This is a genomic window from Nibricoccus aquaticus, from assembly GCF_002310495.1.
Classification (GTDB): Bacteria; Verrucomicrobiota; Verrucomicrobiia; order Opitutales; family Opitutaceae; genus Nibricoccus; species Nibricoccus aquaticus.
Window position 1 is genome coordinate 808181 of the sequence record NZ_CP023344.1, and the last position, 24145, is coordinate 832325.

The 24145-nt window shown below is 62.9% G+C and carries 21 protein-coding genes and 1 tRNA gene; 9 read left to right on the plus strand and 13 right to left on the minus strand.

Translation table 11 applies throughout. The features are described 5' to 3' along the window. Positions 1-116: 116 nt before the first annotated feature. Both CMV30_RS03575 and ligA read right to left on the minus strand, forming a co-directional pair. Complete coding sequence (locus tag CMV30_RS03575) at positions 117-1085, minus strand: glycoside hydrolase family 43 protein (protein ID WP_096057599.1); 969 nt, start codon at positions 1083-1085, stop codon at positions 117-119. 109 nt (positions 1086-1194) lie between these two features. Then, positions 1195-3114 (minus strand): NAD-dependent DNA ligase LigA, encoded by a 1920-nt coding sequence (gene ligA / locus CMV30_RS03580; protein WP_096054741.1) that lies wholly within the window; start codon positions 3112-3114, stop codon positions 1195-1197. Between the two features lie 98 nt (positions 3115-3212). Here ligA and CMV30_RS03585 point away from each other — a divergent pair, with 98 nt between their 5' ends. After that, the gene (locus CMV30_RS03585; protein ID WP_175414719.1) at positions 3213-4724 is read left to right on the plus strand and encodes a tetratricopeptide repeat protein; all 1512 of its coding nucleotides are present in this window, start codon (positions 3213-3215) and stop codon (positions 4722-4724) included. 21 nt (positions 4725-4745) lie between these two features. Here the strand turns inward: CMV30_RS03585 and CMV30_RS03590 are convergent, their stop codons facing one another. From CMV30_RS03590 to CMV30_RS03605, 4 genes are all read right to left on the minus strand, one after another. Next, positions 4746-5588, minus strand: a complete 843-nt coding sequence (locus CMV30_RS03590; protein WP_096054743.1) for a carbohydrate ABC transporter permease — start codon at positions 5586-5588, stop codon at positions 4746-4748. Further along, entirely contained in the window at positions 5585-6475 is an 891-nt protein-coding gene (locus CMV30_RS03595) for a carbohydrate ABC transporter permease (protein WP_096054744.1), read from the minus strand. The genes CMV30_RS03590 and CMV30_RS03595 overlap by 4 nt, the downstream gene beginning before the upstream one ends. Next, positions 6472-7695, minus strand: a complete 1224-nt coding sequence (locus CMV30_RS03600; RefSeq protein ID WP_245844391.1) for an ABC transporter substrate-binding protein — start codon at positions 7693-7695, stop codon at positions 6472-6474. Before CMV30_RS03600 ends, CMV30_RS03595 begins: the two co-directional genes overlap by 4 nt. Before the next feature lie 217 nt (positions 7696-7912). Beyond that, positions 7913-8338 (minus strand): TlpA family protein disulfide reductase, encoded by a 426-nt coding sequence (locus CMV30_RS03605; protein WP_096054746.1) that lies wholly within the window; start codon positions 8336-8338, stop codon positions 7913-7915. 155 nt (positions 8339-8493) lie between these two features. Between CMV30_RS03605 and CMV30_RS03610 the strand changes: the two genes are divergently transcribed. Continuing rightward, positions 8494-9729, plus strand: a complete 1236-nt coding sequence (locus CMV30_RS03610) for an endonuclease Q family protein (RefSeq protein WP_096054747.1) — start codon at positions 8494-8496, stop codon at positions 9727-9729. A gap of 31 nt (positions 9730-9760) precedes the next feature. On the opposite strand, the gene CMV30_RS03615 is transcribed toward CMV30_RS03610, so the two are convergent. Both CMV30_RS03615 and CMV30_RS03620 read right to left on the minus strand, forming a co-directional pair. Further along, positions 9761-10249, minus strand: coding sequence for a hypothetical protein (locus tag CMV30_RS03615; protein ID WP_096054748.1), 489 nt, complete (start codon positions 10247-10249; stop codon positions 9761-9763). A 151-nt stretch (positions 10250-10400) separates the two neighbouring features. Then, positions 10401-10898, minus strand: a complete 498-nt coding sequence (locus CMV30_RS03620) for a hypothetical protein (protein ID WP_096054749.1) — start codon at positions 10896-10898, stop codon at positions 10401-10403. 304 nt (positions 10899-11202) lie between these two features. On the opposite strand from CMV30_RS03620, the gene CMV30_RS03625 reads away from it, so the two are divergent. From CMV30_RS03625 to CMV30_RS03640, 4 genes are all read left to right on the plus strand, one after another. Further along, complete coding sequence (locus CMV30_RS03625; protein ID WP_096054750.1) at positions 11203-12573, plus strand: right-handed parallel beta-helix repeat-containing protein; 1371 nt, start codon at positions 11203-11205, stop codon at positions 12571-12573. Between the two features lie 149 nt (positions 12574-12722). Further along, on the plus strand, positions 12723-15572 hold the full coding sequence (gene rapA / locus CMV30_RS03630) for an RNA polymerase-associated protein RapA (protein WP_096054751.1): 2850 nt from the start codon (positions 12723-12725) through the stop codon (positions 15570-15572). 103 nt (positions 15573-15675) lie between these two features. Further along, positions 15676-16125: a DUF5069 domain-containing protein gene (locus tag CMV30_RS03635; protein ID WP_096054752.1), complete on the plus strand. Its 450-nt coding sequence runs from the start codon at positions 15676-15678 to the stop codon at positions 16123-16125. Positions 16126-16212: 87 nt separating this feature from the next. Then, entirely contained in the window at positions 16213-17217 is a 1005-nt protein-coding gene (locus tag CMV30_RS03640; RefSeq protein WP_096054753.1) for an amidohydrolase family protein, read from the plus strand. 59 nt (positions 17218-17276) lie between these two features. On the opposite strand, the gene CMV30_RS03645 is transcribed toward CMV30_RS03640, so the two are convergent. Then, positions 17277-17513, minus strand: coding sequence for a ferredoxin (locus CMV30_RS03645; protein WP_096054754.1), 237 nt, complete (start codon positions 17511-17513; stop codon positions 17277-17279). Positions 17514-17583: 70 nt separating this feature from the next. On the opposite strand from CMV30_RS03645, the gene CMV30_RS03650 reads away from it, so the two are divergent. Together CMV30_RS03650 and CMV30_RS03655 are read left to right on the plus strand one after the other, a co-directional pair. Beyond that, positions 17584-18510 (plus strand): LysR family transcriptional regulator, encoded by a 927-nt coding sequence (locus CMV30_RS03650; RefSeq protein WP_245844392.1) that lies wholly within the window; start codon positions 17584-17586, stop codon positions 18508-18510. 59 nt (positions 18511-18569) lie between these two features. Then, positions 18570-19187, plus strand: a complete 618-nt coding sequence (locus CMV30_RS03655; RefSeq protein ID WP_096054755.1) for a hypothetical protein — start codon at positions 18570-18572, stop codon at positions 19185-19187. A 119-nt stretch (positions 19188-19306) separates the two neighbouring features. On the opposite strand, the gene CMV30_RS03660 is transcribed toward CMV30_RS03655, so the two are convergent. The 4 genes from CMV30_RS03660 to CMV30_RS03675 all read right to left on the minus strand — a co-directional run bounded on the left by CMV30_RS03660 (position 19307) and on the right by CMV30_RS03675 (position 23742). Next, the gene (locus CMV30_RS03660; protein ID WP_175414720.1) at positions 19307-20818 is read right to left on the minus strand and encodes an RICIN domain-containing protein; all 1512 of its coding nucleotides are present in this window, start codon (positions 20816-20818) and stop codon (positions 19307-19309) included. A 209-nt stretch (positions 20819-21027) separates the two neighbouring features. Then, a complete protein-coding gene (locus tag CMV30_RS03665) occupies positions 21028-22365 on the minus strand; it encodes an RNA polymerase sigma factor (protein ID WP_096054757.1) in 1338 nt (445 codons plus the stop codon). Positions 22366-22389: 24 nt separating this feature from the next. After that, entirely contained in the window at positions 22390-22851 is a 462-nt protein-coding gene (locus CMV30_RS03670; protein ID WP_096054758.1) for a YciI family protein, read from the minus strand. 117 nt (positions 22852-22968) lie between these two features. Next, positions 22969-23742, minus strand: coding sequence for an endonuclease/exonuclease/phosphatase family protein (locus CMV30_RS03675; RefSeq protein ID WP_096054759.1), 774 nt, complete (start codon positions 23740-23742; stop codon positions 22969-22971). A gap of 293 nt (positions 23743-24035) precedes the next feature. Between CMV30_RS03675 and CMV30_RS03680 the strand changes: the two genes are divergently transcribed. Continuing rightward, a tRNA-His gene (locus tag CMV30_RS03680) sits at positions 24036-24112 on the plus strand. Positions 24113-24145 lie beyond the last annotated feature (33 nt).

The window sequence follows — 24145 nt, forward strand, 5'->3', positions numbered from 1 at the left end:
AAGTTCCCCGCTTTCTTCCCTGGAGGGACGACCTCCGTGCCGTCCATTCCGCCTCCGGCACCGCCTCTGCATCCGCGCTCACACCCGCCCGCGCCCTCCCGCCATCCGCCGTCTCATCACTTCGCCGGCTCCACGCCCTCCGAAGTCTGCACCACCCGCTTCATCGTGCCGTCCGGATTGTAGTAAAGATAGTCGATGCACACCGACCTCCGGAAACTCCCGCCCAGCGGCGTCCCTCCGTTGTGATAGATGAAGTAGTCGCGCCCTTTATACGTGATGATCGACTGGTGGATCGTGTTGCTGTTGCCCGCCAGCTCCGCGAGCAACCCGCGATACTCCCACGGCCCCGTGATGCTCTTGCTCGTCGCATACGCGATCTTCTCCGGGAACCCCGTCGCATACGTCAGGTAATAAATCTCCCCGCGCTTATGCACCCACGGCGCCTCCGTGAAATGCGGCACATCCACCTTCACGATCTCGCCCTCAAACTCCGTCATGTTCGCCTTCAACTTCACGTACCGGCACCGCTGATTCCCCCAAAATAGATACGCCTGCCCGTCATCGTCGATGAACGCCGCCGGATCGATATCGTCCCATTCGATCGGCACATCCGTCGTCATCTCATTCGTGATCATCGCCGACCCCCGCGCATCCTTGAACGGCCCCAGCGGATTATCCGCCACCGCCACCCCGATCGCGAAGCCCGCCTTCCCACCGCGCGACACCGGCGCGTACCAATAAAATTCTCCGCCCTTCTCCACCACATGCCCCGCCCAGGCGTTCTCCTTCGCCCACGGAAAATCCGCGAGCGACATCGGCGAGGGATGCGCCTTCCACGTCACCATGTCCGTCGAGGAAAACACCAGCCACTTCTTCATCACATACCCCTGATGCTTCTCCCCCGCCTCATCGTGCCCGGTGTACAAATACACCGTCCCGTTATGCACCAGCGCCGCCGGGTCCGCTGTCAGCGGATCGACAATAGCCGGATTCGCCGCCCGCCCGCACACTGTCAGCGCTGCCAGCAAACTCGATAAAGCCAAAGCACGCGCCCGCAGACGCGAAAAACAGGGGTAGGTTTTCATCGCCACCCACCACAACCTCCCCGCCCCATCCCGCCACCCCCACCTTACTGGCCCGTAACGCCCCACACACCGCCGCCTCCCAGCCCATTCATAGTCCTCCCATTACTGGTCACTGCGTGCGTCCGCTCGCGGACGCACGCATCGCCTCCATCAACGCCCGCGTTTCCTTCTCCGCGAAAAACGCCACCAACGCCTCCGCCTGCCGCGCACTCACCCCATTCACTCGCGCCAGCCGCTCCACACCCGCCGCCGCCAGTTCCTCCAACGTACCGAACTCCCTCCCCAACACCCGCGCCGTCGCCGCCCCCACCCCCGGCACACCCAACCCGCTGATCACCCGCCACAACTCCGCCCGTCTGCTCGCCTCCACCGCCGCAAAAAGTTTCCCCGCCGTCTTCTCGCCGACACCCGGCACCGCCCGCCACTCCTCGCGCGTCATCCGATAAAAATCCCCGAGGGTCCGCACGCACCCGCTGCGCACCGCCGCCGCGATCGTCTCCTCCCCGAGCCCGCGAATCGCCACACCTTGCGTGCCCGCGAAATGCTTCAACCGCGCGACCACCTGCGCCTCGCAATCCCGGTTCGGACAATACCGCATCGCCCCATCCTCCGTCCGCGTCACCACACCCGCCCCGCACACCGGACAATCCTCAGGAAACAAAAACGCCACCGCCACACGTCCGCCCACCCGTTCCGCCCCACGCCCCGCCTTATCCACGCCCACCACCGCCGGAATAATCTCCCCCGCCTTCTCCACAAAAACCATATCTCCCACCCGCACATCCATCCGCGCGATCTCCTCCGCATTGTGCAACGTCGCCCGCGCCACTCGCGCCCCTCCGAGCCGCACCGGCTCCAGCTCCGCCACCGGCGTCAGCACACCGCTTCGTCCTACTTGCACCGTGATCGCTTTCACCCAAGTGCAAGCCCGCTCCGTCGTGAACTTATACGCCACCGCCCACCGCGGCGCATGGCCCGTCGCCCCGATCCTCTCCTGCTGCGCAACCTCATCTAATTTGATCACCACCCCGTCCGTCGGAAACGCCAGCTCACTCCGCCTCCGCTCAAACGCCCTAACCGCCGCGCACACGTCATCCACCGTCTTCGCCCGCCTCACCTCCGCGATTCCCGGCAATCCCCACGCGCGCACCCTCGCATAAAAATCACCCTGCGTCACCGCCCGCGCGCTCACCGGCCTCACTTCCCCGAACCCATAAAACACCACGCTCAACCCCCGCCGCGCCGCCTCCGCCGCATCGTCCAACTTCAAACTCCCCGCCGCCAGCGCCCGCGGATTTGCAAACTCCGCCTCGCCCAACGCCGCCCGTTCCGCATTCACCCGGGCAAACTCCGCAAACGTCACCAACACTTCGCCACGCACCTCGATCCTATCCGGCCACTCCGCGCCCGCCAGCCGTTCCGCCAGCCCCGCGATTCCCCGCGCATTCGCCGTCACGTTATCGCCTTCGCTACCATCGCCGCGCGTCACCAACCGCACCAGCCGCCCGCGCTCGTACGTCGCGCTCACCGCCAGCCCGTCATACTTCGGCTCCACCACCCAGCCCACCTCGCCCGCTTTCGCCCCATCATTCATCGCCGTCCCTCCACGCGCCTCCGCCTCCACCCGCTTCAAAAACACCCGCAGCTCCGCCTCCGAGTAAACCTTCTCCAGACTCATCATCCGCTCTCCATGCCGCCACGTCGGAAACCGCCCGCTCCGATCATCGCCCACAGCCGCCGTTTTTATCGCACCGCCCGCCTCATCGCTTCCCGCCTTCACCCCCGCACGTCGCTCCAGTTCCACCAGCTCCCGCTTCAACCGGTCATAGGCCTCGTCGCTGATCTCCGGCGCCGCCTTCTTGAAATACAGCTCGTCGTGCCGCGCGATCTCCCCGCGCAACGCGTTCATACGCTCCACCGCGTTGTCCGCAACGCCCTCCACCGCTGCGCCACGCAACCACGCGATCAAAAACCACACCGCCAGAGACGCCACGCGCCCGGCCCGACTCCCGCCAAGGAATTTCGCCATGCCTCTCTGAATGAACGCTACGGCCGCTTCACGCAAAGATCTAAATCAACTCCCTCCTCGTGGATTGCCTCATGCCCTCCTTTCGTTTCTCAACCTCCATGCTTCGTTACTTCCCGGGCAGGAGCGGACGTTTCCCGTCAACATGGCTCGCCAGCCTCGCCGTCATCATCGCCTTCACCGGCCTTCCCCTCGCCGCCCAACCCATCTGGCTGCGGCTTCAATGCGCGGATTTCTCGATCTACACCGACGGCTCTCAACGCGACTTGGAAAGCGTCGCCGTGACCTACGCCGCCTTCCGCCAGCTCAGCCGCGACTTGCTCCTTCGCCCCGAGACCAAGGTGCCGCCCTCGACCATCATTTTATTCCGCCGCCTCGATTCCCTGAAAAAACACTCCGCGCCTATCCAAAATTCCGACCTCACCATCGCCGCGTTTTCCACCGAGGTCGACTCTCGCATCCTCACCGCACTCTGCGTCGCCGGCGATCGCAAAAATGCCCAGGCCACCCTCTTTGAATTCGAAACCATCTGGACCCTCGGCCGCTCCGGTTACCTGCTTCCGACCTGGATCGCGCAAGGAGCCGGTCAGGTCCTCTCATCACTGGAGATCGATAAATCCAACGCCATTCTCGGACGCGACTCGGGCCGCTTCGACCATCGCCTGTCCATTCCCTGGAAACGATTCCTCGAAATCAACGAAGCTTCCCCCGAGTACAAGGGCGACGACGACCCCGGCGCATTCCACGGACAAGCCTGGTCACTGATGCACTGGGTTCTGCTCAATCAGGACAACACTCAGGAGCGTTTCCAACGCGTATCCAAAGAACACAGTCTGCTTCAACACGGCAAAGAGGTCGCCTCCGTGCTCGATGTCCCGCTCGCGACCCTGAATCGCGAGGTCAACAAGCACTTCCGCGGCCGCCTGAAAACCCGCGCGTTCCCGTTCGATGAGAAAGCCCTGCGCGCCGGCTGGACCATTTCCCCCGCTCCTCTCGCTGAAGTGATGATCAATTGCGCCGACCTCCTCGCCTCCGCTCAAAAACCAGCCGAGGCCCGCGCCGAACTCGCTCAAGCCGTCGCCCTCGCGCCCGAAGAACCCGAAGTCCACGAAGCCATCGCCCGCCTCGCCCTCCGCGAAAACGATCAAGAAACGGCCATCGCCCACTATCGCCGCGCCATCGAGCTGGGCTCCAAGAACCCCATGTCACGCCTCCGCTCGGCGACCGCACGTCTCGACGAAAGCAGCACCAATGGCACCGACTTGCCGGGAAACGCGGGCAACAATGCCGCTGAAGCCATCGCCGAAATTCGCGAGGTGATCGCTCTTGAACCGCAAAACCTCCACGCCTACCGCCTCCTCGGCCGCGCGCTTTTTCTCGCCCCCAAGCTCGCCGAAAAGGACCTCGACGAACTCACACCCGGCCTCGTTCCCGGCGATGCCGGCTCCCATGTGCGCTACTACCGGGCCCTCCTGTACGCGCGCCTAAATATTTTCGACCGCGCGACCGACGATCTGAACACCATCGTAGCAGACCCCAGTGTATCCGCCAACGAACGTCGCGCAGCCAAATCGCTCCTGGCCCGTCTCCCTAAGCCGTCTGCCCAACGGTGACATCCGCCGCCAGCCCTCGCCTCACTTGATCCCCGTCTGCACCTGCGTCGCCACGATGTAGCGTTGCAGCCAGCGGAACATCAGCAGCACCGGCAGCGTCGCCATCACCGCGCACGCCAGGATGTCCCCCCACTGCACCGGCGGCTGCGTGAACAGATTCGCCAGGCCGATCTGCACCGTGCGTGTGCTCTCGCGCGTCCCGATCATCAGCGGCCACAAAAAATCGCCCCAGTGCGTCAGCACATCGAGCACCACCACCGTCGCCAGCGCCGGCTTCACCGACGGCAGCGCCACCCGCCAGAACTGCGTCCACACCCCCGCCCCATCCATCGCCGCCGCCTCCTCCAGTTGCACCGGCAGCGCCAGAAAATGCTGCCTTAGGAAATAGATGTTAAACGCCTTCGCCATAAACGGCAGCGTCAGCCCCGCCATCGCCGCGCCAAACTCCCCCGTCAGCCCCAGATCCCGCGCCGTGAAAAACATCGGCACCGCGATCACCTCCACCGGCAGGATGATCAACATCACCACCGCCGCGAACAAACCGTCCCGCCCGCGAAACGTCATCCGCGCAAACGCGTACGCCGCCAGCGCGTTCACGATCAACCCGCCGCCCACGATCAACGCCACCTGCGCGACCGACACCAGCAGCGCCGGCCCCAGCGCCGCCCGCCGCCACCCATCCGCATAGTTGCTCAACGTCCACGTATCCACGTCCCAGAGACTCGATGCATCCAGCCGGAAGATCGCCGCCTCCTCCCGAAACGATCCCGCCACCGCCCACAACAGCGGCGCGAGGAACACCACCGCCACCGCGACGCTCCCCACCCACATCGCCGCCACACGCCAGGTCAGTCCGCGCTTCATGATTTTTCCTCCCCGAAAAACATCCGCTGCATCCACGTCAGCAATCCCACCCACGTCAGAAACAACACCGCCGCCGCGCACGCCCTTCCCAGCTCCAGATTCAAAAACGTCGCCTCATAAATGTACTGCACCAGCGACAACGTCCGGTCCTCCGGTCCGCCGCGCGTCATCAAATACGGCTGCACAAACAACCGGAACGCCAGGATCGTCGTCACCGTCACCACAAACACCAGGGTGTTCCGCAGCGACGGCAGCACCACATGCACCAGCCGCCGCCACGCCCCCGCCCCGTCGATCTGCGCCGCCTCCAGCTGCTCGCGCGGCACACCCTGCAAGCCCGCCAGAAACACCATCATCTGCAACCCCACACCCTGCCAGATCGACATCGCCGCCAGCGCCGGCAACGCCAGTTGCGGATCGCGCAGCCACGCCTGCCCCTCGATTCCGAAAATCCCCAGCGCCGCATTCACCAGCCCCGTCTCCCCCGCCTGCTCCGGCTGGTACAACAGCGACCACACCACCGCCAGCACCGGCAGCGACACCACCACCGGCAGAAAAAAAACCACCCGCAGCCACCGCCACGCCCGCTCCGGCCGGTTCACCCACAACGCCAGCCCCAGCGCCGCCGCCGTCTGCAATGGCACGATCAACACCGCGAACAACGCCGTATTGAAAAACGCCCGACGAAACCGCGGATCTGTCAGCAGATCAGAATAATTCCCCAACCCCATCCAACGCGCCCGCTCCGGCGCCAGCAGATCCGCATCGCTCACGCTCCACCACAGCGCCCGCCCCAGCGGCCAGATCACAAAAACCGCCAGCAACCCTAGCGCCGGCAGCAAAAACCACGGCGCCCGCTTCGCGAAATCTCTCTGCCACGCCGTCATCGCGCCACCTCCGCCACTGACCGTGTCTTCCGATCGATCACGCGCTGCACCTCATCCTCCGCCTTGCGCAGCCGCGCTTCGACATCCGCCCCACGCGAAATGTCCCGTAGAGCCGCCGCGAACCGCTGCGTCAGCGTCGCATAAAACGCAGTGCGCGGCCTCGCCCGCGCCGACGTCTCCAGCTGCTCGCGAAAGATCCGATAAGGGATTTCCGAATACTCCGGGAAATGGGCAAACGCCGACCGCCTCGACGGCACCGCGCCATTCGCCCGCACCGTCGGCACCACGCCCGTCTTCACGCCCGTCACCCACCTCAGCCACGCCTCCGCGACCGCGCGCTTCTCCGTCCGCGCCGAAATCGCCCAACACCAGCTCCCGCACGGTGCCGACGGCTCCGCCAACATCGGCAGCGGCATCGCGCCCAGCCGTTCGCCTTTCGCCTTCAAATGCGACCGCGCCATCCAGTGCCCGCTCCAGTCCATCGCCGTCTTCCCCTGCCCAAACGGATCCGGCTCCACCGGATCGGTCGCCGCAAATCCCCGCGCAAATAATCCCTGCCACGCCCGCACGCTGCGCACGTTCTCCTCGCTCGCGAGCACGCCGCGCACCCGTCTCGCCTCCACGTCGATCAGCTCCCCGCCACCCGACCACACCACCGGCGAAAACGCATACGTGAACCACTCGTCCGCGCTCTCGTTCATGTGCAACCCCACCGGCTCCATCCCAGCCGCCTTCAGCTTCTCGCACGCGTCCACAAACTCCGCCCAGCTCCAGCCTTTCCCCTCCGCTGGAGCCGACACATCCGCCCGCGCCAGCATCTCGCGGTCATAGTACAACAACAGCGCCGAATCGAAACTCCCCAGCGCATACAGCCTCCCGCCGATCGTCCCCTGCTCGATGATCGTCGGCAAAAAATCCGCCAGCTCTTCGCGCGGATAAACCTCGCTCACATCCGCCAGCAATCCCGCCTCCACGAACCGCGCGACGAGCGGCCCATCCAGATCGAACGCATCCGGCAGATCCCCCGCCGCCGCCGCGACCGCCAGTTTCTCCGTGTACTGAAAATCCGGGAAAAACGTCAGCTCCACGCTCCATCCCCGCCCGCGATTCACCTCATTAAACACCGCCGCGATTTTCCGCAGCGCCCGGCTCTCCGCCTCCTGTCCTTGATGACTCCATACACGAATCGTCTCCGCCGCGCGCCCGTCCGAAACGACCACCCACCAACACGCCACCCAAAGCCACCGTCCGACAGCTCTCCATGCTCGGGCAAAAATTCCGGCTCGCATACACATACACCACCACGAGACCGCTCTCCGCGTCGAGGTTCCAAAACTTTTCCGCCCAGCCGCCCCATCGACCTGCCGCACCGTGCTCTCCCAACAAAAAAGCGGCGTCATGACGACGCCGCCCGTTAAAAACTCTACTCGCGTTCGCTTACTCGAGCATCCCGCTCACTAGCGCCGACGCTTCCTTGCCGTCCGCCATCAGCTTCCCGTCCGGCCCGTACACTTTGAAATACGGGATCGACTGCATCTTGTACTGCTGCGCCACCGGCGACTTCCAATCGATGCCTTTGTGCTCCGGCCGGTTGATGTCCACCTTCACCACCACCACGTCTTCACGCGCCGCATGCAGCGCATCCAGCTTCGGCGCGATCGCCCGGCACGGCGGACAATACTCGCTCGTGAAATCGAAAATCACCGTCTTACCCGCCACCAGATAATCCGTGATCGCCACCTCTGCACCGTGGGAAATTTTCTCCGGCTTATCCGGCTTGGTCCGCGCATCGGCGGCAGACGCAACCGACACGAAAGCGGAAGACAACAACAACGAGGCAACTAACGCGCGTACTGATTTCATAGAATAGATTAAGGGTTGGAATCGTTACCCCTCCCGTCTCGCCCCGAACCCTCCCCCTGTCAAACAGCCCGGCTTCCTATCGTCTCGCCGCCGTCGCCGCCCACACACCGCACAGTTGAAATCCCCGCGCCTCTGCCAAATCACTGTTCCCCGACATGCGCTTCGCCGCCGATCTCCACCTCCACTCCCGCTACGCCGGTGGCGTCTCTCCCGCGATGACCCTCGAAAACATCGCGCTCTGGGCCCAGCGTAAAGGCGTCGATCTACTCGCCACCGGCGACTGCCTGCAAGCTGACTGGCTCCACGAAATCGAAACCAAACTCACCCCCGCCGAGCCCGGCTTCTTCGCCCTCCGTCCCGACATCGAATCCGCGCTCCACGAAAAACTCCCCGCGCATCTCCATCGCCCACTCCGCTTCGTCCTCAGCACCGAGGTCAACTGCGCCCCGCCCGGCACGCGCTCTCTCGGCGGCATTCATCACCTCCTCTATTTTCCATCGCTCGAAACCATCCACACCTTCCGCGAAAAGCTCCTCCCCTTCGGCCATTTCCAGGAAGGCCGTCCCGATCTCGCACTCAACTCCCGCCAGCTCCTCGAACTCGTCCTCGCGCACGATCCCGCCTGCCACCTCGCCCCCGCTCATGTATTCAACCCGTGGTTCTCCGCCCTAGGAACCGTTGGCGGCGGCCGCACCCTCGACGCCGTCTTCGGCGATCTCACGCCACATCTGCTCGCCGCCGAAACCGGCCTCACCTCCACGCCCCCGATGTGCCGCCGCATCGTGAGCCTCGACCGCCTCGCGCTCTTCTCATGTTCCGACGCCCACTCCCTCGATAACATCGGCCGCGAGTTCACGCTCCTCGACATCGAGCCATCCTACAACGCCCTCTTCGCCGCCCTCCGCTCCGGCTCGCCGAAACACATCCTCGGCACCCGCAAATTCCCGCTCCACCGCACCCGCTACTTCCTTAACTGGTGCGGCCAGTGCCAGGATAACTTCGACGCCCGCACCTGCCCCAAATGCCGCCGCCCGCTCGTCGATGGCTCTCGCGACCGCCTCGAAAAAATCGCCGACCGCTCCTCACCCCTATTCCCCGCCTTCACCCCACCTTTCCAAGAGTTACTCCCGCTCGCCACGCTGATTGCCCATCTGAACCACCGAAAACCCGACAGCGACATCGTCACCACACTTTCGCGACAGCTCATCGACACCGTCGGCCACGAACGCTTCCTCCTCACTGAAGCCACTGCCGACGACATCAACCGCGCCGGCATCCCCCAGATCGCCACGGCCATTCTCGCCCAACGCGCCCAGCCCTCCACCTACTTCGCCCGTCCCACTCGCGAACCACCCGGGCCACCCACGCAACAATTCTCCCTCCCACTTTAGCCCCCGCTTCGCCAACCGCGTGGGCGAAGCCCTATACGCGGCGCGCTACCCACGCGATCGGCAGCCCCACCAAAAACAAGTGGGCTGCCAGCACCCACAGATCCACGGTCAACGGCCACGCCTTCGCATGATACGCCGAAAGCGGCATCACGACGCCGTTCATAAAAAAATAAACGCCCGCTCCCAAAATCATCCCACTCGCCCAAAAACAACGTCCTACCAGCACCGGCCACTTCCAGCTCGCCGCCCAAAAAACCGCCGCAGCTCCCGTCGCTATCAGGAAGTGCGACGCCACTCCCAGCGCTGCCATCCCGAGTCCGCCCGTCTTCATCGCCGCTTTCCCCAACCACCCCGCCGCGATCGATTTCAAAACACCCATCACCGTCGCGCCCTTCGCACCGTAATAGAAAATCGCGAACGCCAGATCGAGCACCCCCGCGATCACCCCGCCCCACAGGATCGCCTTCAACCCCGCGCTTTCCTTCCGTTGTTTAAGAAGGAAGGGCTCGATAGAACTCATGACCGTTGCGCAGTTAAGAACCAACAACCCCGCGAAGTCGCAAATCCCTTCATCGCCGCACGCATTTCACCACATAAAAAAACCGGTGTCTCACCCCAAAGGGTGGGACACCGGCCGTTGATAATTTTCTTTCTACTATCCGACGCGCCGCTCAGTCAGCGCGCGCCTTGTAATAGCTGGCCTGCAACTTGTCCCACGCCGCGATCGTGTTCTGCTTCGCGCTATCCCACGTCGCCGCTGTCGCGTCGCCCAGCGCAGAAACCTTGGCCTTATAATCCGCTTCATCGTTCTTGAGCTCCTCCATCGCCGCCTTGCGACTCGCGCTGGCCTGCGCGTCGGAATAATCCGCCTTCACCTTGCTGACCTTCGCCTCCATCTCGGCGGACATCGCCTTGGCGCTCGCGGTGAACTCATCGCGCTTCTCGAACGTCGCACCCTTCACGCTATCCCACGCATTGGACATCGCGTCCTTTGTGGCATGGTAGGCGTCCTTGCTCTTTTCGCCGACCGTGTGAGCGGCATCGGCCATCGTGGTTTTGGTTTCCTGACGCTCTTGCTTCGAGCAGCCAGTCAGACCGGCAACAGCCAGCACTGCGGCTGCCACGGAGGTGCGAACGATAAATGACCGGGAGGACAATTTGGTTTTCATAAGAGGATATCGAAGGGATTTTGAGGTGTGCGATGTGTGAAACGATCTGCGCCAGAGACCACCGTATGAGTGAGTGTGACCAAGCAACCGGCGCATTTCCGAAACCCTGCTGACTCGCGAATCCGCACACGGTTCAACGTGCCACTCGGTTATTAGTAGGACCGTGCCCCCAATCGGAGTCCTCACCGATACCCCGCCAGTCGAAACCCCTACAAGCCCACGTCGTCGGCCAAGCTCCTCCTTTCCCACTGTCCGCGCTCCATCCCACCTTGCCGCCCCACCACGTAAACGCATTCCTCCATTCATGTTTTCCCCTCCGACGCGCCTCACCCGCCGCTTCCACATTGTTAGCCTCGTCGCCTGCTCGCTCACGCTCTTCGCATCATCCGTGTTCGCCGCCACGTTCTACGTCGCCCCCAACGGAAACGACTCCGCCCCCGGCACCCTCGACGCTCCCTTCGCCACCATCCAACACGCGCAAACCGCGGTCTCTCCCGGCGACACCGTGCTCATCCGCGGCGGACTCTACAAAATGCCCGCCACGCAGATCGCCGCCACCCGAGGCATCTACGCCTGCGTCACCCTCCTCGACAAAAGCGGCCGCCCCGACGCCCCCATCCGCTACTGGGCCCACCCCGGCGAAACGCCCGTTTTCGATTTCTCCGACGTGAAGCCTCCCGGCCAGCGCGTCACCGCCTTCCGCGTCGACGGCGACTGGATACACCTCAAAGGTTTCGAAGTCACCGGCGTGCAGGTCACCATCACCACGCACACCCAGTCCATCTGCTTCGACAACCAAGGCAGCCACAACCTCTACGAACGCCTCAGCGCACACGACGGCATGGCCATCGGCTTCTGGATCGGTGCCGGCGCACACAACCTCGTCCTCAACTGCGACGCCTACCGCAACCACGACACCGTCTCCGGCAACAAACGCGGCGGCAACGTCGATGGCTTCGGCTACCACGGCAAAGCCGGCAGCGTGAACAACGTCTTCCGCGGCTGCCGCGCCTGGTTCAACAGCGACGACGGCTTCGACTTCATCAACTCCACCGAACCCACCGTCATCGAAAACTGCTGGGCCTTCTACAACGGCTACTCGCCCGACTTCACCCCGCTCGCCGACGGCAACGGCTTCAAAGCCGGCGGCCACGCCGGCACGGCTTACGACCAGCTCCCGAAACCCATCCCCCGCCACGCCGTCATCGGCAGCGTCGCCGTACGCAACAAATCTAGCGGCTTCGACGCCAATCACCACATCGCCGGCCTCGACTTCATCAACAACTCCGCGCTGCGAAACCGCTTCAACTACGACCTCCTGGGCCGCGATCCTGCCGACAACAAAACCCTCACCAACGGTCGCGGTCACCGCCTGAAAAACAACCTCGGCCTCGAAGCCCGCGAAGCCGAGATCGTCCGCTTCGACCCCGCCGCCTGCGACGCCACCCACAACACCTTCACGATTCCCCTCACCCTTACTGCCGAAGATTTCCTCAGCCTCGACGAATCCCTCCTCACCCAGCCCCGCCAGCCCAACGGAGATCTCCCCGACATCCCCTTCCTCCGCCTGAGCGCCACCAGCCGCGCGATCGACCGCGGCACCGACCTCGGCCGCCCCTTCACCGGCCAATCCCCCGACCTCGGCGCCTTCGAATCCCCCGTGCCCACCCCATAACTACAGTTCGCTTTCGGATGTAGGCGGGGTGCCCCCCGCATCCGCACCGCCACCAACCGCGTGGGCGAAGCCTATACACGGCGCGGCTCAGCACGGCGCCCTCTAAAAAAGCCTTTGAACCCTCGTCCCGCTCCGTCCTCATCGGCGGCATGTCTCTTTCTGTCATCGGCCAGCGCTGCATGAGCGAACGCGAACCCGAGCTCGGTCTCGGCGTCGTCTCCTCCGTAGATAAATCCGCGAAACGCATCGGCATCCAATTCCCCGCCACCGGCGAAAACCGCCTCTACGCCCTCGGCACCGCCGTCCTGAAACGCGTCCAGTTCCGCACCGGCGAAACCATCTCCACCCGCGATGGCCTCACTCTCGCCGTCGAATCCGTCGAAGACGATCCCAAGACCCCCGGCCTCCTCCTCTACGTCTGCGCCGGCAACAAACGCATCCGCGAAGACGCCATCTCCGACGTCACCAGCGTCGCCCTCCCCCAAGAACGCCTCCTCGCCGCCCAAGTCGACGAAGGCGAAGTCTTCGATCTCCGCTACCGCGCGCTCCAGGCCCAGGCCAAATTCCGCTCCTCCGATGTCCGCGGCTTCCTCGGCGGACGCCTCGAACTCATCCCGCACCAGTTCTACATCCTTCAAGAAGTCTCCTCGCGCCAGATCCCCCGCGTCCTTCTCGCCGACGAAGTCGGCCTCGGCAAAACCATCGAGGCCTGCCTCATCCTCCAGCGCCTCCTCGCCGTCGGCAAAGTGAAGCGCGCCCTCATCCTCGTCCCCGAGTCGCTCACGCACCAGTGGTTCGTCGAGCTCCTCCGCCGCTTCAATCTCTGGTTCACCATCTTCGACGAGGTCCGTCTCCGCGATGTGGAGACGAGCGATCCCGACAAAAATCCCTTCGACTCCTCCCAGCTCGCCCTCGCGAGCGTCACCTTCCTCGCCAACGTCGAGCAACGCCGCGCCCAGGCCATCGCCGCCGGCTGGGACCTCGTCATCGTCGACGAAGCCCACCACCTCCAGTGGACGCCCGACGCCGCCAGCGCCGAGTACACGCTCGTCGAAGAACTCGCCAAGCGTTCCCCCGGCCTCCTCCTCCTCACCGCCACGCCGACCCAGCTCGGTCTCGCCGGACACTTCGCCCGCCTTCGCCTCCTCGATCCCGCGCGTTACGACAATCTGGATACCTTCCTCGAAGAGTCCGAAAACTTCGGCCTCGTCGCCCAAGTCGCCGAAAAAATCATCGACCAAAAACCCCTCGCGCCGAAGGACCACGCCACGCTCAAGAAAATCTTCACCAAAGACCGCGCCCGCCTCGACGAACTCCTTGCCGCCCTCGCCGCCGCCAAACCCGGCGCTCGCGACGCCCTCATCAAGACGCTCCTCGATCAACACGGCACCGGCCGCGTCGTCTTCCGCAACACCCGCGCCGCCATGACCGGCTTCCCCAAGCGCCAGGCCTGCCCCGCGCCCATCGCGACCGACAACGTCACCCTCCTCCATCGCGCCGCCCGCGAACTCGAAGCCGAGGAAACCGGCCAGGACGCCGCCATCCGCTACTCCTTCAAAGACGATCCGCGCATCGAGTGGCTCGCCGCCTTCCTCCAAAAACACCGCCCCGCCAAAGTTCTCCTCATCTGCAAATCCCAGCGCAAAGTCGCCGCCATCGACGCCGCCCTGAAGGAAAAGCTGAACATCAACATCGGCCTCTTCCACGAGGGACTTCCCCTCGTCGCCCGCGACCGCCAGGCCGCCTGGTTCGCCGAACCCGAGGGCGCCCAACTCCTCATCGCTTCCGAGATCGGCAGCGAGGGCCGCAACTTCCAGTTCGCCCACCACCTCGTCCTCTTCGACCTCCCGCTTAACCCCGGCCTCATCGAACAACGCATCGGCCGCCTCGACCGCATCGGCCAGACCCAAACCATCCGCATCCACATTCCTTACCTTACCGGCAGCGCCGAAGAGACTGTCTTCAACTGGTACCACCGCGGCCTCGATTCCTTCGAGACGTCACTCCACGGCGGAAACGAATTCCGCGAAGCCTTCCGCGACCGCCTCCTCGCCCTCGCCCTTGGCAAACCCGACGAGCCCGCGCTCGACAGCCTCATCACCGAAACCGTCGCCTTCCGAAAAGAGCTCGCGCTCAAAATGAAAAAAGGCCGGGACCGCCTGCTCGAGCTCAACTCCTTCAACCGCGAAGACGCCAACCGCATCATCGACCGCGTCCGCGCCGCCGACTCCGATCCCGCGCTCAAAAAATTCCTTAGCGACCTCCTCGATCACTTCGGCGTCCGCATCAAAGAGCACGAGGAAGGCGACCTCTTCCTCGATCCGAGCCACGCCTACGTCGAAAGTTTCCCGTCCATCCCCAAGGACGGCATGTTGGCCACCTTCAAACGCGAACGCGCCATCGTCCGCGAAGACATCCGCTTCCTCTCCCCCGACCACGCGCTTGTCCAGGACGCCATCGATCTCCTCACCAACTCCAAGTCCGGCACTACCGCCTTCAGTCACCTGACTTCCGATACGCCCAACCTGCTTCTCGAAGCCATCTTCGTCCTCGAAACCATCGCCGACTCCCGCTGGCACGTGGACCAGTTCCTCGCTCCCACGCCCATCCGCGTCCTCGTCGACATCCGCGGCAACGACCTCACCGAACAACACCCCGCCGCCGCACTCGCGAGCGACGTCGAGGACGCCGACATCCACCGCTTCCTCGAACGCCCCGGCTTCAACGCCGCCATCCTCAAAGCCCTCCTCGAAGGCGCCACCGAGTTCGCCACCGAAAAAAGCCGCGGCCTGAAAACCGCCGCCGAGTCCCGCGCCACCACCGCCCTCAGCGCCGACCTCCAACGCCTCGTCGATCTGAGAAAACTCAACGACCACATCCGCCCCGAAGAAGTCGCCCTCGCCCAGGAGCAGCTCACCCGCACCCGCGAAGCCATCCAGACCGCCCGCCTCCGCCTCGATTCCCTCCGCCTCATCCTCGAAGGCCCCGGCGAAGACTAACCGTAGGGCTGGGCCTCTGGCCCGCGCTTACCTAGGCCTCCTCCTCTGAAATCCCTCTTCATCTGTGTCATCCGTGGTTAAAAATTCTCTTCCCCAAAATCCCATGAGCACCTCATTCCCAGTCCCTGATCACCAGAAAACCCGCGGCATCGTCTACTTCGCCCGCATGATCGACAAAATCCGCCTCCACGCCGCCGGCCAGCTCCCCGCCGACTTCATCGGCCACCTCGGTTTCGCGGACAACACCAGCCTCGACGCCCGCTTCTGCCGCTTCTGGTCGCTCGACTACGATCAGGTCAAAGCCCGCGCCCTCCACCCCGGCACCACCGACGAAGTCTTCGACGACCTCTTCGCCGGACGTCAGCCGCTGAATACCGAACACGTCTTCGCGTGGAACCTCTTCCTCCTCAAACGCGGCTGGCGCGACAGCGCCTCAGCCGGAGTCGCCGCCGGCAAAGCCGCCTCCGGTTTCGCAAACCGCGACGACATCCAAACCTGGGCCGACCTCCACGACGCCGAAGAAGGTCGCCCTCCACAGCCCACCTTCGACTGATTCCGCCGACTCCTTCAAATCCTGTTCATCCTGTAATCCTGTCCCAAACTCCGCGTCTCCGCGCTTCAGCGATCTCCCCCCCACCCCATGCGCATCGACGCCCATATCCACATCGTCGGCACAGGCACCGGCAACACCGGCTGCTGGTACCGCCCGCGCGGACTCACGAAACTCGGCGCGCCCTTCCTCGTTCGCTGCGTCGATCTCACCACCCGAGACCTCCACGGCCCCGACTTCGACCGCATCTACGTCGAAAAAATCCTCAGCTTCATCCGCGGTTCCTCCATCCAGCGCGCCCTCATCCTCGCGCACGAACTCGCCCATCGCGACGACGGCACGCCCATCCCCGAGAGCGCATCGTTTTACGTCCCCAACGCCTACGTCCTGAAACTCGCGCAACAACACCCCGAGTTCCTCGCCGCCGTGTCCATCCACCCGTCGCGCAAAGACGCCTTCGACGAACTCGAACTCGCCCTCGCCGGAGGAGCCGCCGCGCTCAAATGCCTGCCCAACGTCCAAGGCATCGACTGGAACGACCGCCGCCACACGCGCTTCCTCGAACGCATGGCCGAAGGCGGACTCCCACTCCTCGCCCACACCGGCAGCGAACGCACCATGCCCGTGATGGACCATAAACTCGCCGACCCGCGTGTCCTCACGCGCGCCTTGGAAATCGGCGTCACCTGCATCGCCGCCCACTGCGGCACCGGCACGATGCTCCTCGATCCCGATTACTTGGATACGTTCGCCAAGATGACCGAACGCTTCCCCAACCTCTACGGCGACAACTCCGCCCTCGCCGGCCTCAACTTCCGCCTCCGACCCTCCGCCCTCAAACGCCTCACCACCGGCCCGCTCGCCGAACGCATCCTCCACGGCAGTGACTTGCCTGTCCCCGTCAGCGGTCTCCTCGCCTGGGCCTTCCGCATGATGCCCTGGCGCGACTACCGCGCCGCCGCCAAAATAGAAAACCCCCTCGAACGCGACGCCGCCCTCAAACGCTCCCTCGGCTTCAGCGAACAAACCTTCACCCGCACCTCGCAGGTGCTGAGGATAAATTCAGCTACGCCTTCATCGCGTTCGCCCGCGTAGGTTAGCGTACACTGCAAAAACAGAAAGATCCCTGCGCTTCGAAGCGCAGAGAGTGTAACTCACGGGCTACCGTCACTGCCGATGGACTCGGTCGGGCATCCATCGAGAGCCTCCTCGACCACAGCCACTTCTTCGTCCGATGCGGGCTGCCGGAAAACGAAGGAAAAACCAGTTTCCTCATCTCGCTGAAAGAATGCCGGTGCGTGTGAGCGACACTGGTCGCAATCAACACAGGAAGAATCCACATAGTACCGGCCTGCGACGTTGTTGGTAAGTCTGTCATTTGGATCAGCCATAAGTTTGTTGGTTCTTCGACATCCTAGTCTAAACCGACTTTTGATTGAAATTCATAGTTCTCATGGATTGATGCATATCGTGCATGAATTGATTAAGACCGCCGCCTTCGATCTCTACGAACTGCATCTATTTCAACTGGTGGTGAAGCATCGCAGCTTTACCAAGGCATCGGAAATCGCCGGGATCACTCAAAGCGCAATGACCCGGCAGATGCAGGGACTCGAAACCAGCGTCGGCCTGGATTTGCTGGAGCGGACGACTCGAAGCGTTCGCCTGACTTCGGCCGGGGAGTTCCTGCATCGTGAGGCATCGCGTCTGCTGGGTGATGCTGAACAGGCGCTTCAGCGTCTTCACGAACAGTTCTCCGATTCTAAAAAAGAGATTCGGGTAGGAGTTTCCCGCTCTCTCTGCCTCGCCCACCTTCCCGGATTTTTCCACGCAAACATTCGGCACACCCCCCTAGTAGGCTATCGCATTTCTTCTGAACCAAGCGCCGACATCCTTACAGCACTCGAAGCCAACGAGCTCGACATCGGCGTGCTCAGTAGGCCCAAAAAACTTCCGGGCACTTTACGGATCACCCACCGATTTGAAGATACCTTCACGCTGATAGCTTCGGATGACCTTGCGGGCGAATTCGCTCAAATGCCCAAATCGAAGGAACGGCGTACGGCTTGGGCGGAGCGACAGAATTGGCTGCTGCTTGATAAACAAACCAACACGGGCCAGCGCCTGAACACTTTTATCGCCAGGCAAGGATGGAACGTGAATCCCATCATGCAGCTCGATAGTTTCGACATGATCATCAATCTCGTGTCGCTCGGCATGGGCGTGAGTTTTGTGCCCATTCGCGCGCTGGCTCTCTATAGCCGGAAAAAGAACCTCAAGCGTATCAAACTCCCCGTGCGCTTCATCCGCGAGTTGGTCGTGGTGATACGCCAACATCGGAAGATGCCCGATCACTTCACCCAGTTCATCGAGAACATCCTTTTCTAGCCAAGCCACGAAACTTCGCACCCGACCACTACTACCCGACCATCTCCACATCCCTCTCCATGAAACTCATGCTACCTCTCCTGCCGCTCATCCTCGCAACCGCATGCGTTCAACACGTTTTCAGCGCGACGCCACCGACTCCTCCCCCGCCCGCGCTATCCTCAGCCCCGTCGCTCCCAGTCTACTTCGACAACTCCGCCGACGTCGTCCCTTCCGATCCCGCGTGGTCGGCCGCGCTCAACGAAAAACTCGCCGCTTTCAAAGCCTCCCACGGAATTACCTTCATCGTCCGCCTCCACGCCAAGTCACCATCCGCGGAGGAAGACAAAGTCCCCGGCGCCTACATGCGCACACTCGCGGCCAAACTCGGCACCGTCCAATCCGGCGTGCTCGCGGTCTACTTCGCCGACGAAGACGACTGGCGTCTCTGGATCGGTGACGATCTCACCGCCAGATTCAGCGGCAAATCCGGCACCCCAAAAGAGCTGACCAAGAGCGGAGCCATTCATGACGCCAAAGAAGCTCTATTCGCGACCGCCACCGCCAAACGCGACACCATCTTCACTGCGCTTCAAAAAGCCGCCCCCGCCGATCAACCGCCCTTACCCGCGCGACGCACCCAGCTCTACGCGGATGCTCTGGTTGACGAGCTGATCAAAATTTTCACGAACAAGTAACTGCAGCTCAGACCGGGAGCTCGGCACTCCGCGCGAGCCGCGTAAACAGCAACGTCTTCATCCGGCACAAAAACCGGCACTGCACGTGTGCCGGTTTTCACCTGTTCACGGGCCACCGTTTACGGCGCCACAAACTGCCAGAGCTGGTTGGTGCTATTTCCACTTGTCCAAAGTTGCATCACCGAGCCATTCGCCGTGCCGCCGCCAGTATCGAGACACTTGCCGCTGGCGACGCTGGTCAGCTTATAATTCGAGCCCGATACCGTGATCGTCCACTGCTGATTCGTGCTGCTGCCGCTCGCCCACTGACCCACGCTCGCACCGTTCGCAGTGTTGCCAAGTGAGTCGAGGCACTTGCCTCCCGTCACGCAACTCAGCTTGTAGATCGAGCCGCTCACACGCGTGACCACCCACTTCTGGTTGTTGCTCGTGCCATCAGTCCACTGACCGACTGTTGCGCCATCCGAACTCACACCGAGGTTATCAAGCATCTTGCCGCTCGCGACATTGCGCAGGCTGTACGTGCCATTCGCGATCACGCCCGTACTGCCATCGACCATAAAGGTCGCCGTGATCGTCCTCGCCGCCGCGCCCATGACGAACGTGACATTCCGCTTTGTCCCCGTGACACCGCCACTCCAGCCGGTAAACGCGTATCCAGCATTCGGTTTCGCATAAGCCGTCACCGTCAAGCCCGCGGGGAAATTATCCGTGCGCGTGATCAGGCCCGCGGCGGAATTATTGGAGGTGAACGTCACCTTGTAGGTCGGCTTCAGAAACGGAATCAGCTTACTCACATTCGCGTCGCCGCTCAGGTTGCGGATTCCCTGCACGACCAGCTTCGCGAGCTCGATGGCACCCATTTCCTGGAAGTGAACGTCGTCCGCGTTGCCGTTCGGATAGTTCGGCCACTCGCCCGCGAGGTAGTGATTGTAGATGAAGCTCGTCGAGTACGATGGCCCGACCGACTGCAGCAGCGTGATCGCCGTTTTATCCAGATCGATCAACGGCACGCCGATCTCTCCCGCTAGCTGGCGGCTAGCGACGGGGTAATCATGATACGCCGGATAAATCGTCGGCGGAGTTGTGGCGTTCCAGGCGTTGCGCGGCTGCGTGGCCACGATGATCGGAATCGCTCCCTTGGCTTTTGTCTCGTTCACAAACTTCGTGAGGAACTCTTTGAAGGTCGTGAACGGCTCCGTGCGGCGCTCAACGTCGGCCGCAGAATCGTTAATGCCGAAACCGATCGTCACATAGTCACCCGCCTTCAACGAATCGCGCACCGCTGGCCATTGATTGTTGTAGAAACTGCGTGAGCTGGTGCCGCCCGCACCTTTGTTGACGACGGTGACTTTGGTAGCGTCAAAAAAATGCTGGAGCACCTGCCCCCAGCCCGCGCGAGGATAATAGCCCGCCGCATAAGTCTGCACCGTGGAATCGCCGATCGTGTAGATCACCGGCGCGGCGGTGGCGGTCGACACGGTGACTGCACCGAGCAAAGCGAGGCCAAGTGCATACGCACGAAGTCCCATATATTTTAGCGTCTGCGTGCTGCCTTGAATGATCTGAGCAATGCGCGACGTCGCGCGCATGAGGTAACCATCTAGTCGAAACGAGTATATCGATTTCACAGGGATGCAGGGGTTGATGGCGGCAAGGGCCACGGCGGAAGCCGGAGCCTTGGGGTGGATTGAAGCTGACTGGGGTATGCCGCCGTTCGTGGTGTGCCCGGAAAACATCCCACCGCAAACCGCCGCCTTTTTGTACAGTATGAGACCCTTCGTCGGCTCGAACGTCTTCGCTGCCCGCCGCCAACCGTCCCGCTCTGCGAGCCCGCCAACTAGCCGCTCTGAGACAACCCCTCCGACCGCTCCAGCATCCGCGCCAGATGCGTCTGCTCCGGCCCCACTTTCGCCAGCTGCAACGCCCGCCGGAAACTCTTCACCGCCGCCTCGTGCTGGCCCAACCGGTGATTCAACTCCCCCACGATCGCGTGCAGCAAATAATGCGACTCTAGCCGCTCCCGCTGCGGCATCGCCGCGATCGCATCGAGCGCCGCCTGAGGCCCATGCAGATGCGCCACCACCACCGCGCGATTCATCGCCACCACCGGCGACGGTTTGATGCTCTGCAAGTCATCGTATAGCCGCAAAATCCGCGCCCAGTCAGTCGCCTCGTACGTCGGCGCCATGCAGTGACAAGCCGCGATGCCCGCCTGCAGATGATACTCGCTCAACGTCTTCCCCTGCGCTGCCTGCGCGAGCTGCACGAGCCCGCGCTCGATCAGCGAAAAATCCCACTTCGTGCGGTCCTGGTCATCAAGCCGCAGCAAATCTCCCTGCTCATCCACCCGCGCCGGAAACCTCGCCGCCGTCAGCAGCATGAACGCCAGCAACGCATGACTCTGCGCCGACTTCCCCGCTGGATGCTCCACCAACAACAGCGTCAACCGGATCGCTTCGCGGCAAAGCTCCTCGCGGAGCAGCTTCTCGCCCGCCGACGCCTTGTAGCCTTCATTGAAAATCAAATACAACGTCGCCAGCACGCCCTCCAGCCGCTCCGCCAGCTCCGCACCCTCGGGCAGGTCAAACGCCAGCTTCGCCTCTGCGATCCGCTGCTTCGTGCGCGTGAGTTGTTTCTCGATCGCCGCCTCGCTGCTGAAAAACGCCCGCGCAATCTCCGACGTAGAAAAACCGCCCAGCACCTTGAGCGCCAGCACCACCTGAGCGTCCGCCGCGATCGACGGATGACTGCACACGAAAAGCATCCGCAGACTGTCGTCGCGTATCCGGAAATCCGCGTCGACGTCCGCTGTGGCATCGCCCGCTCCACCCGCGCCCGCCGCCGCCACCGTCTGCTCGAAGTGCGTGATGATATTCCCCTCCTTCGAGAAAGACATCTTCCGGTGCCGCAGCGCATCGCGCGCGAGGTTCATCGCCACCTGCGTGATCCACGCCGACGGATTCGCCGGCGGCCCGCCAAACGACCACGCGCGAAACGCCTTCATCATCGCCTCCTGCGCCACATCCTCGACCAGCGACAGATTATGCGTCCCCAGGAGCCGCGTCAGAGCGCCATGCAGCCGCCCCGTCTCGTGACGAAAAAAATGCTCCACCAACTGCGACGCCCGCTGCGTGGCTGCGGGATCTCCCATCGGCGTGCTGGCAGTGGTGTCCATCGCGTTATTCGGTCTTCGCAGTCGTCAGGATTTCGCAGCCACCGACGCCTGCAGCTTCGCGCGTTCTTCTCCAGCGGGCGTCGCGCTCAAGACCGGGCAAAGCCCCGCCACCGGCCGCACTTCCACGGTCAGCCCGATCGCATGGCTCAACGTCGGACACTGCTTCGCGATCTCCACGGCCTCCGCCTCGTTATCCACCGCCAGGAAAAAGTAGCCGCCGACCACTTCCTTGCCCTCGACAAACGGCCCGTCCACCACCCGCCCGTTGCGATTGGCCACCACCCGCCCTCCCTCCTCCAGCGGATGCCCGTGAATGAGTTTCCCCTGCGCGGCGAGACGGTCGTACCACGCATACCATTCCTTGAACAACAACTGCCGCTGCTCCGGCGAAAGCCCCCGGTATGCCTCCGTCGAGGCATCTTTGAAAATAAGCATGAAAGGCGATTTCCCGGCAGGGATGGCGGAGGCGGCGAGTGTCGTGTTCATGATCTTAAAAAAATATTCTGATGGTTGGATGAGCGAGAGCGTCTGACTGGCGGTCCCCCCCTACGACGAATCGCTGGTCTTCCTCCGGACACCGCGCGCGCAACTTTCCGCCGTTTTTCACGCGACCTTAAACTCCACCATCACCGGCCGGTGATCCGACAGATAACTCTTCACCACCAGGCAATAAACCTCCACGCACGCCGGCGGCAGAAAAACAAAATCCAACGTCCGCTGCGGCAGCGGCGAGGGAAACGTCGGCGCGCTCCGCGGATGCAGCGTATAGTGCCCGTGCGTTAAAAAATACTTCATCAGCGACGCCGTCGCATCCGTCGTGTGCGACGGATTATTCATGTCCCCGCACACGATCGGCGGGATCTTCCAATGGCTTATCCGCTTTGGATGCTTCTCCGTCAGATACGCCATCACATGCTCCACCTGTTTGATGCGCGCCGCTCTCGAACGGTAGTTCAGGTGCATATTCACGATCGGCACGCGACTCCCCTTCACATCGAGCTCGGCAAACAAAAACCCCTTCTCCCCAAAATTACTCCGCCCGAATTTGATGTTCTCCGCCTCCGTGATCGGATGCCGCGACAAAATCGCGTTCCCATAATTCAGCTTCAAAAACCCCGCGCGCCGGTTGTTCACGCCAAACACCGCGTACGGCATCCCCGTGAATTCCCGCAGAAACTCCAGCTGGTCGAAACTCCCCGCCCACAACGAATCCTCGTCGATCTCCTGCAACGCCACCACATCCGGCTCCAGACTTTTGAGCAGCTTCGCGATCTTCAGCAAATTCGCCCGGATCTTCCGCCGCGACGTCAGCCCCTGGATCGGCTGCAAGCCCCGCCCGTGGGCTATGTTGTAAGTGACGATTCGCAGGCGCTGCATGAACGGCGCGCAACATTGCCAAAACTCCCGATCCCGCAACGGGAAACCCGAAAGTACCCTGCGAGCGCCACGCTCATTCATAACCCACCCCGGCTTATCGACACGCCACCGCCACCCGCTTCGCCCGCGTTCCCCGCACTTCAAGCGCGATCGCGCCAAGAATTCCGGGAAATGAAACCGGCGCGGCCGGCGGCCCACACCGTGAAAACACCCGCCCGCACGGCGGAAAACTCCCTCCCGAAGAAGGGATTGACAGCCCCCGGGGTGACTCTGAGATTCCCCGCCCCTTTACGGCGGCCATAGCTCAGTTGGTTAGAGCACTAGATTGTGATTCTAGGGGTCGCGGGTTCGAATCCCGTTGGCCGCCCCATTTTTTACCTCTGGGAGGGGAAAAATCGAAGCT

Excerpts from the sequence above, each read along its gene's own strand:
- CMV30_RS03575 (WP_096057599.1), bottom strand. The coding sequence starts at position 1,085 with ATGAAAACCTACCCCTGTTTTTCGCGTCTGCGGGCGCGTGCTTTGGCT.
- ligA (WP_096054741.1), bottom strand. The coding sequence starts at position 3,114 with ATGGCGAAATTCCTTGGCGGGAGTCGGGCCGGGCGCGTGGCGTCTCTG.
- CMV30_RS03585 (WP_175414719.1), top strand. The coding sequence starts at position 3,213 with ATGCTTCGTTACTTCCCGGGCAGGAGCGGACGTTTCCCGTCAACATGG.
- CMV30_RS03590 (WP_096054743.1), bottom strand. The coding sequence starts at position 5,588 with ATGAAGCGCGGACTGACCTGGCGTGTGGCGGCGATGTGGGTGGGGAGC.
- CMV30_RS03595 (WP_096054744.1), bottom strand. The coding sequence starts at position 6,475 with ATGACGGCGTGGCAGAGAGATTTCGCGAAGCGGGCGCCGTGGTTTTTG.
- CMV30_RS03605 (WP_096054746.1), bottom strand. The coding sequence starts at position 8,338 with ATGAAATCAGTACGCGCGTTAGTTGCCTCGTTGTTGTTGTCTTCCGCT.
- CMV30_RS03610 (WP_096054747.1), top strand. The coding sequence starts at position 8,494 with ATGCGCTTCGCCGCCGATCTCCACCTCCACTCCCGCTACGCCGGTGGC.
- CMV30_RS03615 (WP_096054748.1), bottom strand. The coding sequence starts at position 10,249 with ATGAGTTCTATCGAGCCCTTCCTTCTTAAACAACGGAAGGAAAGCGCG.
- CMV30_RS03620 (WP_096054749.1), bottom strand. The coding sequence starts at position 10,898 with ATGAAAACCAAATTGTCCTCCCGGTCATTTATCGTTCGCACCTCCGTG.
- CMV30_RS03625 (WP_096054750.1), top strand. The coding sequence starts at position 11,203 with ATGTTTTCCCCTCCGACGCGCCTCACCCGCCGCTTCCACATTGTTAGC.
- rapA (WP_096054751.1), top strand. The coding sequence starts at position 12,723 with ATGTCTCTTTCTGTCATCGGCCAGCGCTGCATGAGCGAACGCGAACCC.
- CMV30_RS03635 (WP_096054752.1), top strand. The coding sequence starts at position 15,676 with ATGAGCACCTCATTCCCAGTCCCTGATCACCAGAAAACCCGCGGCATC.
- CMV30_RS03640 (WP_096054753.1), top strand. The coding sequence starts at position 16,213 with ATGCGCATCGACGCCCATATCCACATCGTCGGCACAGGCACCGGCAAC.
- CMV30_RS03645 (WP_096054754.1), bottom strand. The coding sequence starts at position 17,513 with ATGGCTGATCCAAATGACAGACTTACCAACAACGTCGCAGGCCGGTAC.
- CMV30_RS03650 (WP_245844392.1), top strand. The coding sequence starts at position 17,584 with ATGCATATCGTGCATGAATTGATTAAGACCGCCGCCTTCGATCTCTAC.
- CMV30_RS03655 (WP_096054755.1), top strand. The coding sequence starts at position 18,570 with ATGAAACTCATGCTACCTCTCCTGCCGCTCATCCTCGCAACCGCATGC.
- CMV30_RS03665 (WP_096054757.1), bottom strand. The coding sequence starts at position 22,365 with ATGGACACCACTGCCAGCACGCCGATGGGAGATCCCGCAGCCACGCAG.
- CMV30_RS03670 (WP_096054758.1), bottom strand. The coding sequence starts at position 22,851 with ATGAACACGACACTCGCCGCCTCCGCCATCCCTGCCGGGAAATCGCCT.
- CMV30_RS03675 (WP_096054759.1), bottom strand. The coding sequence starts at position 23,742 with ATGCAGCGCCTGCGAATCGTCACTTACAACATAGCCCACGGGCGGGGC.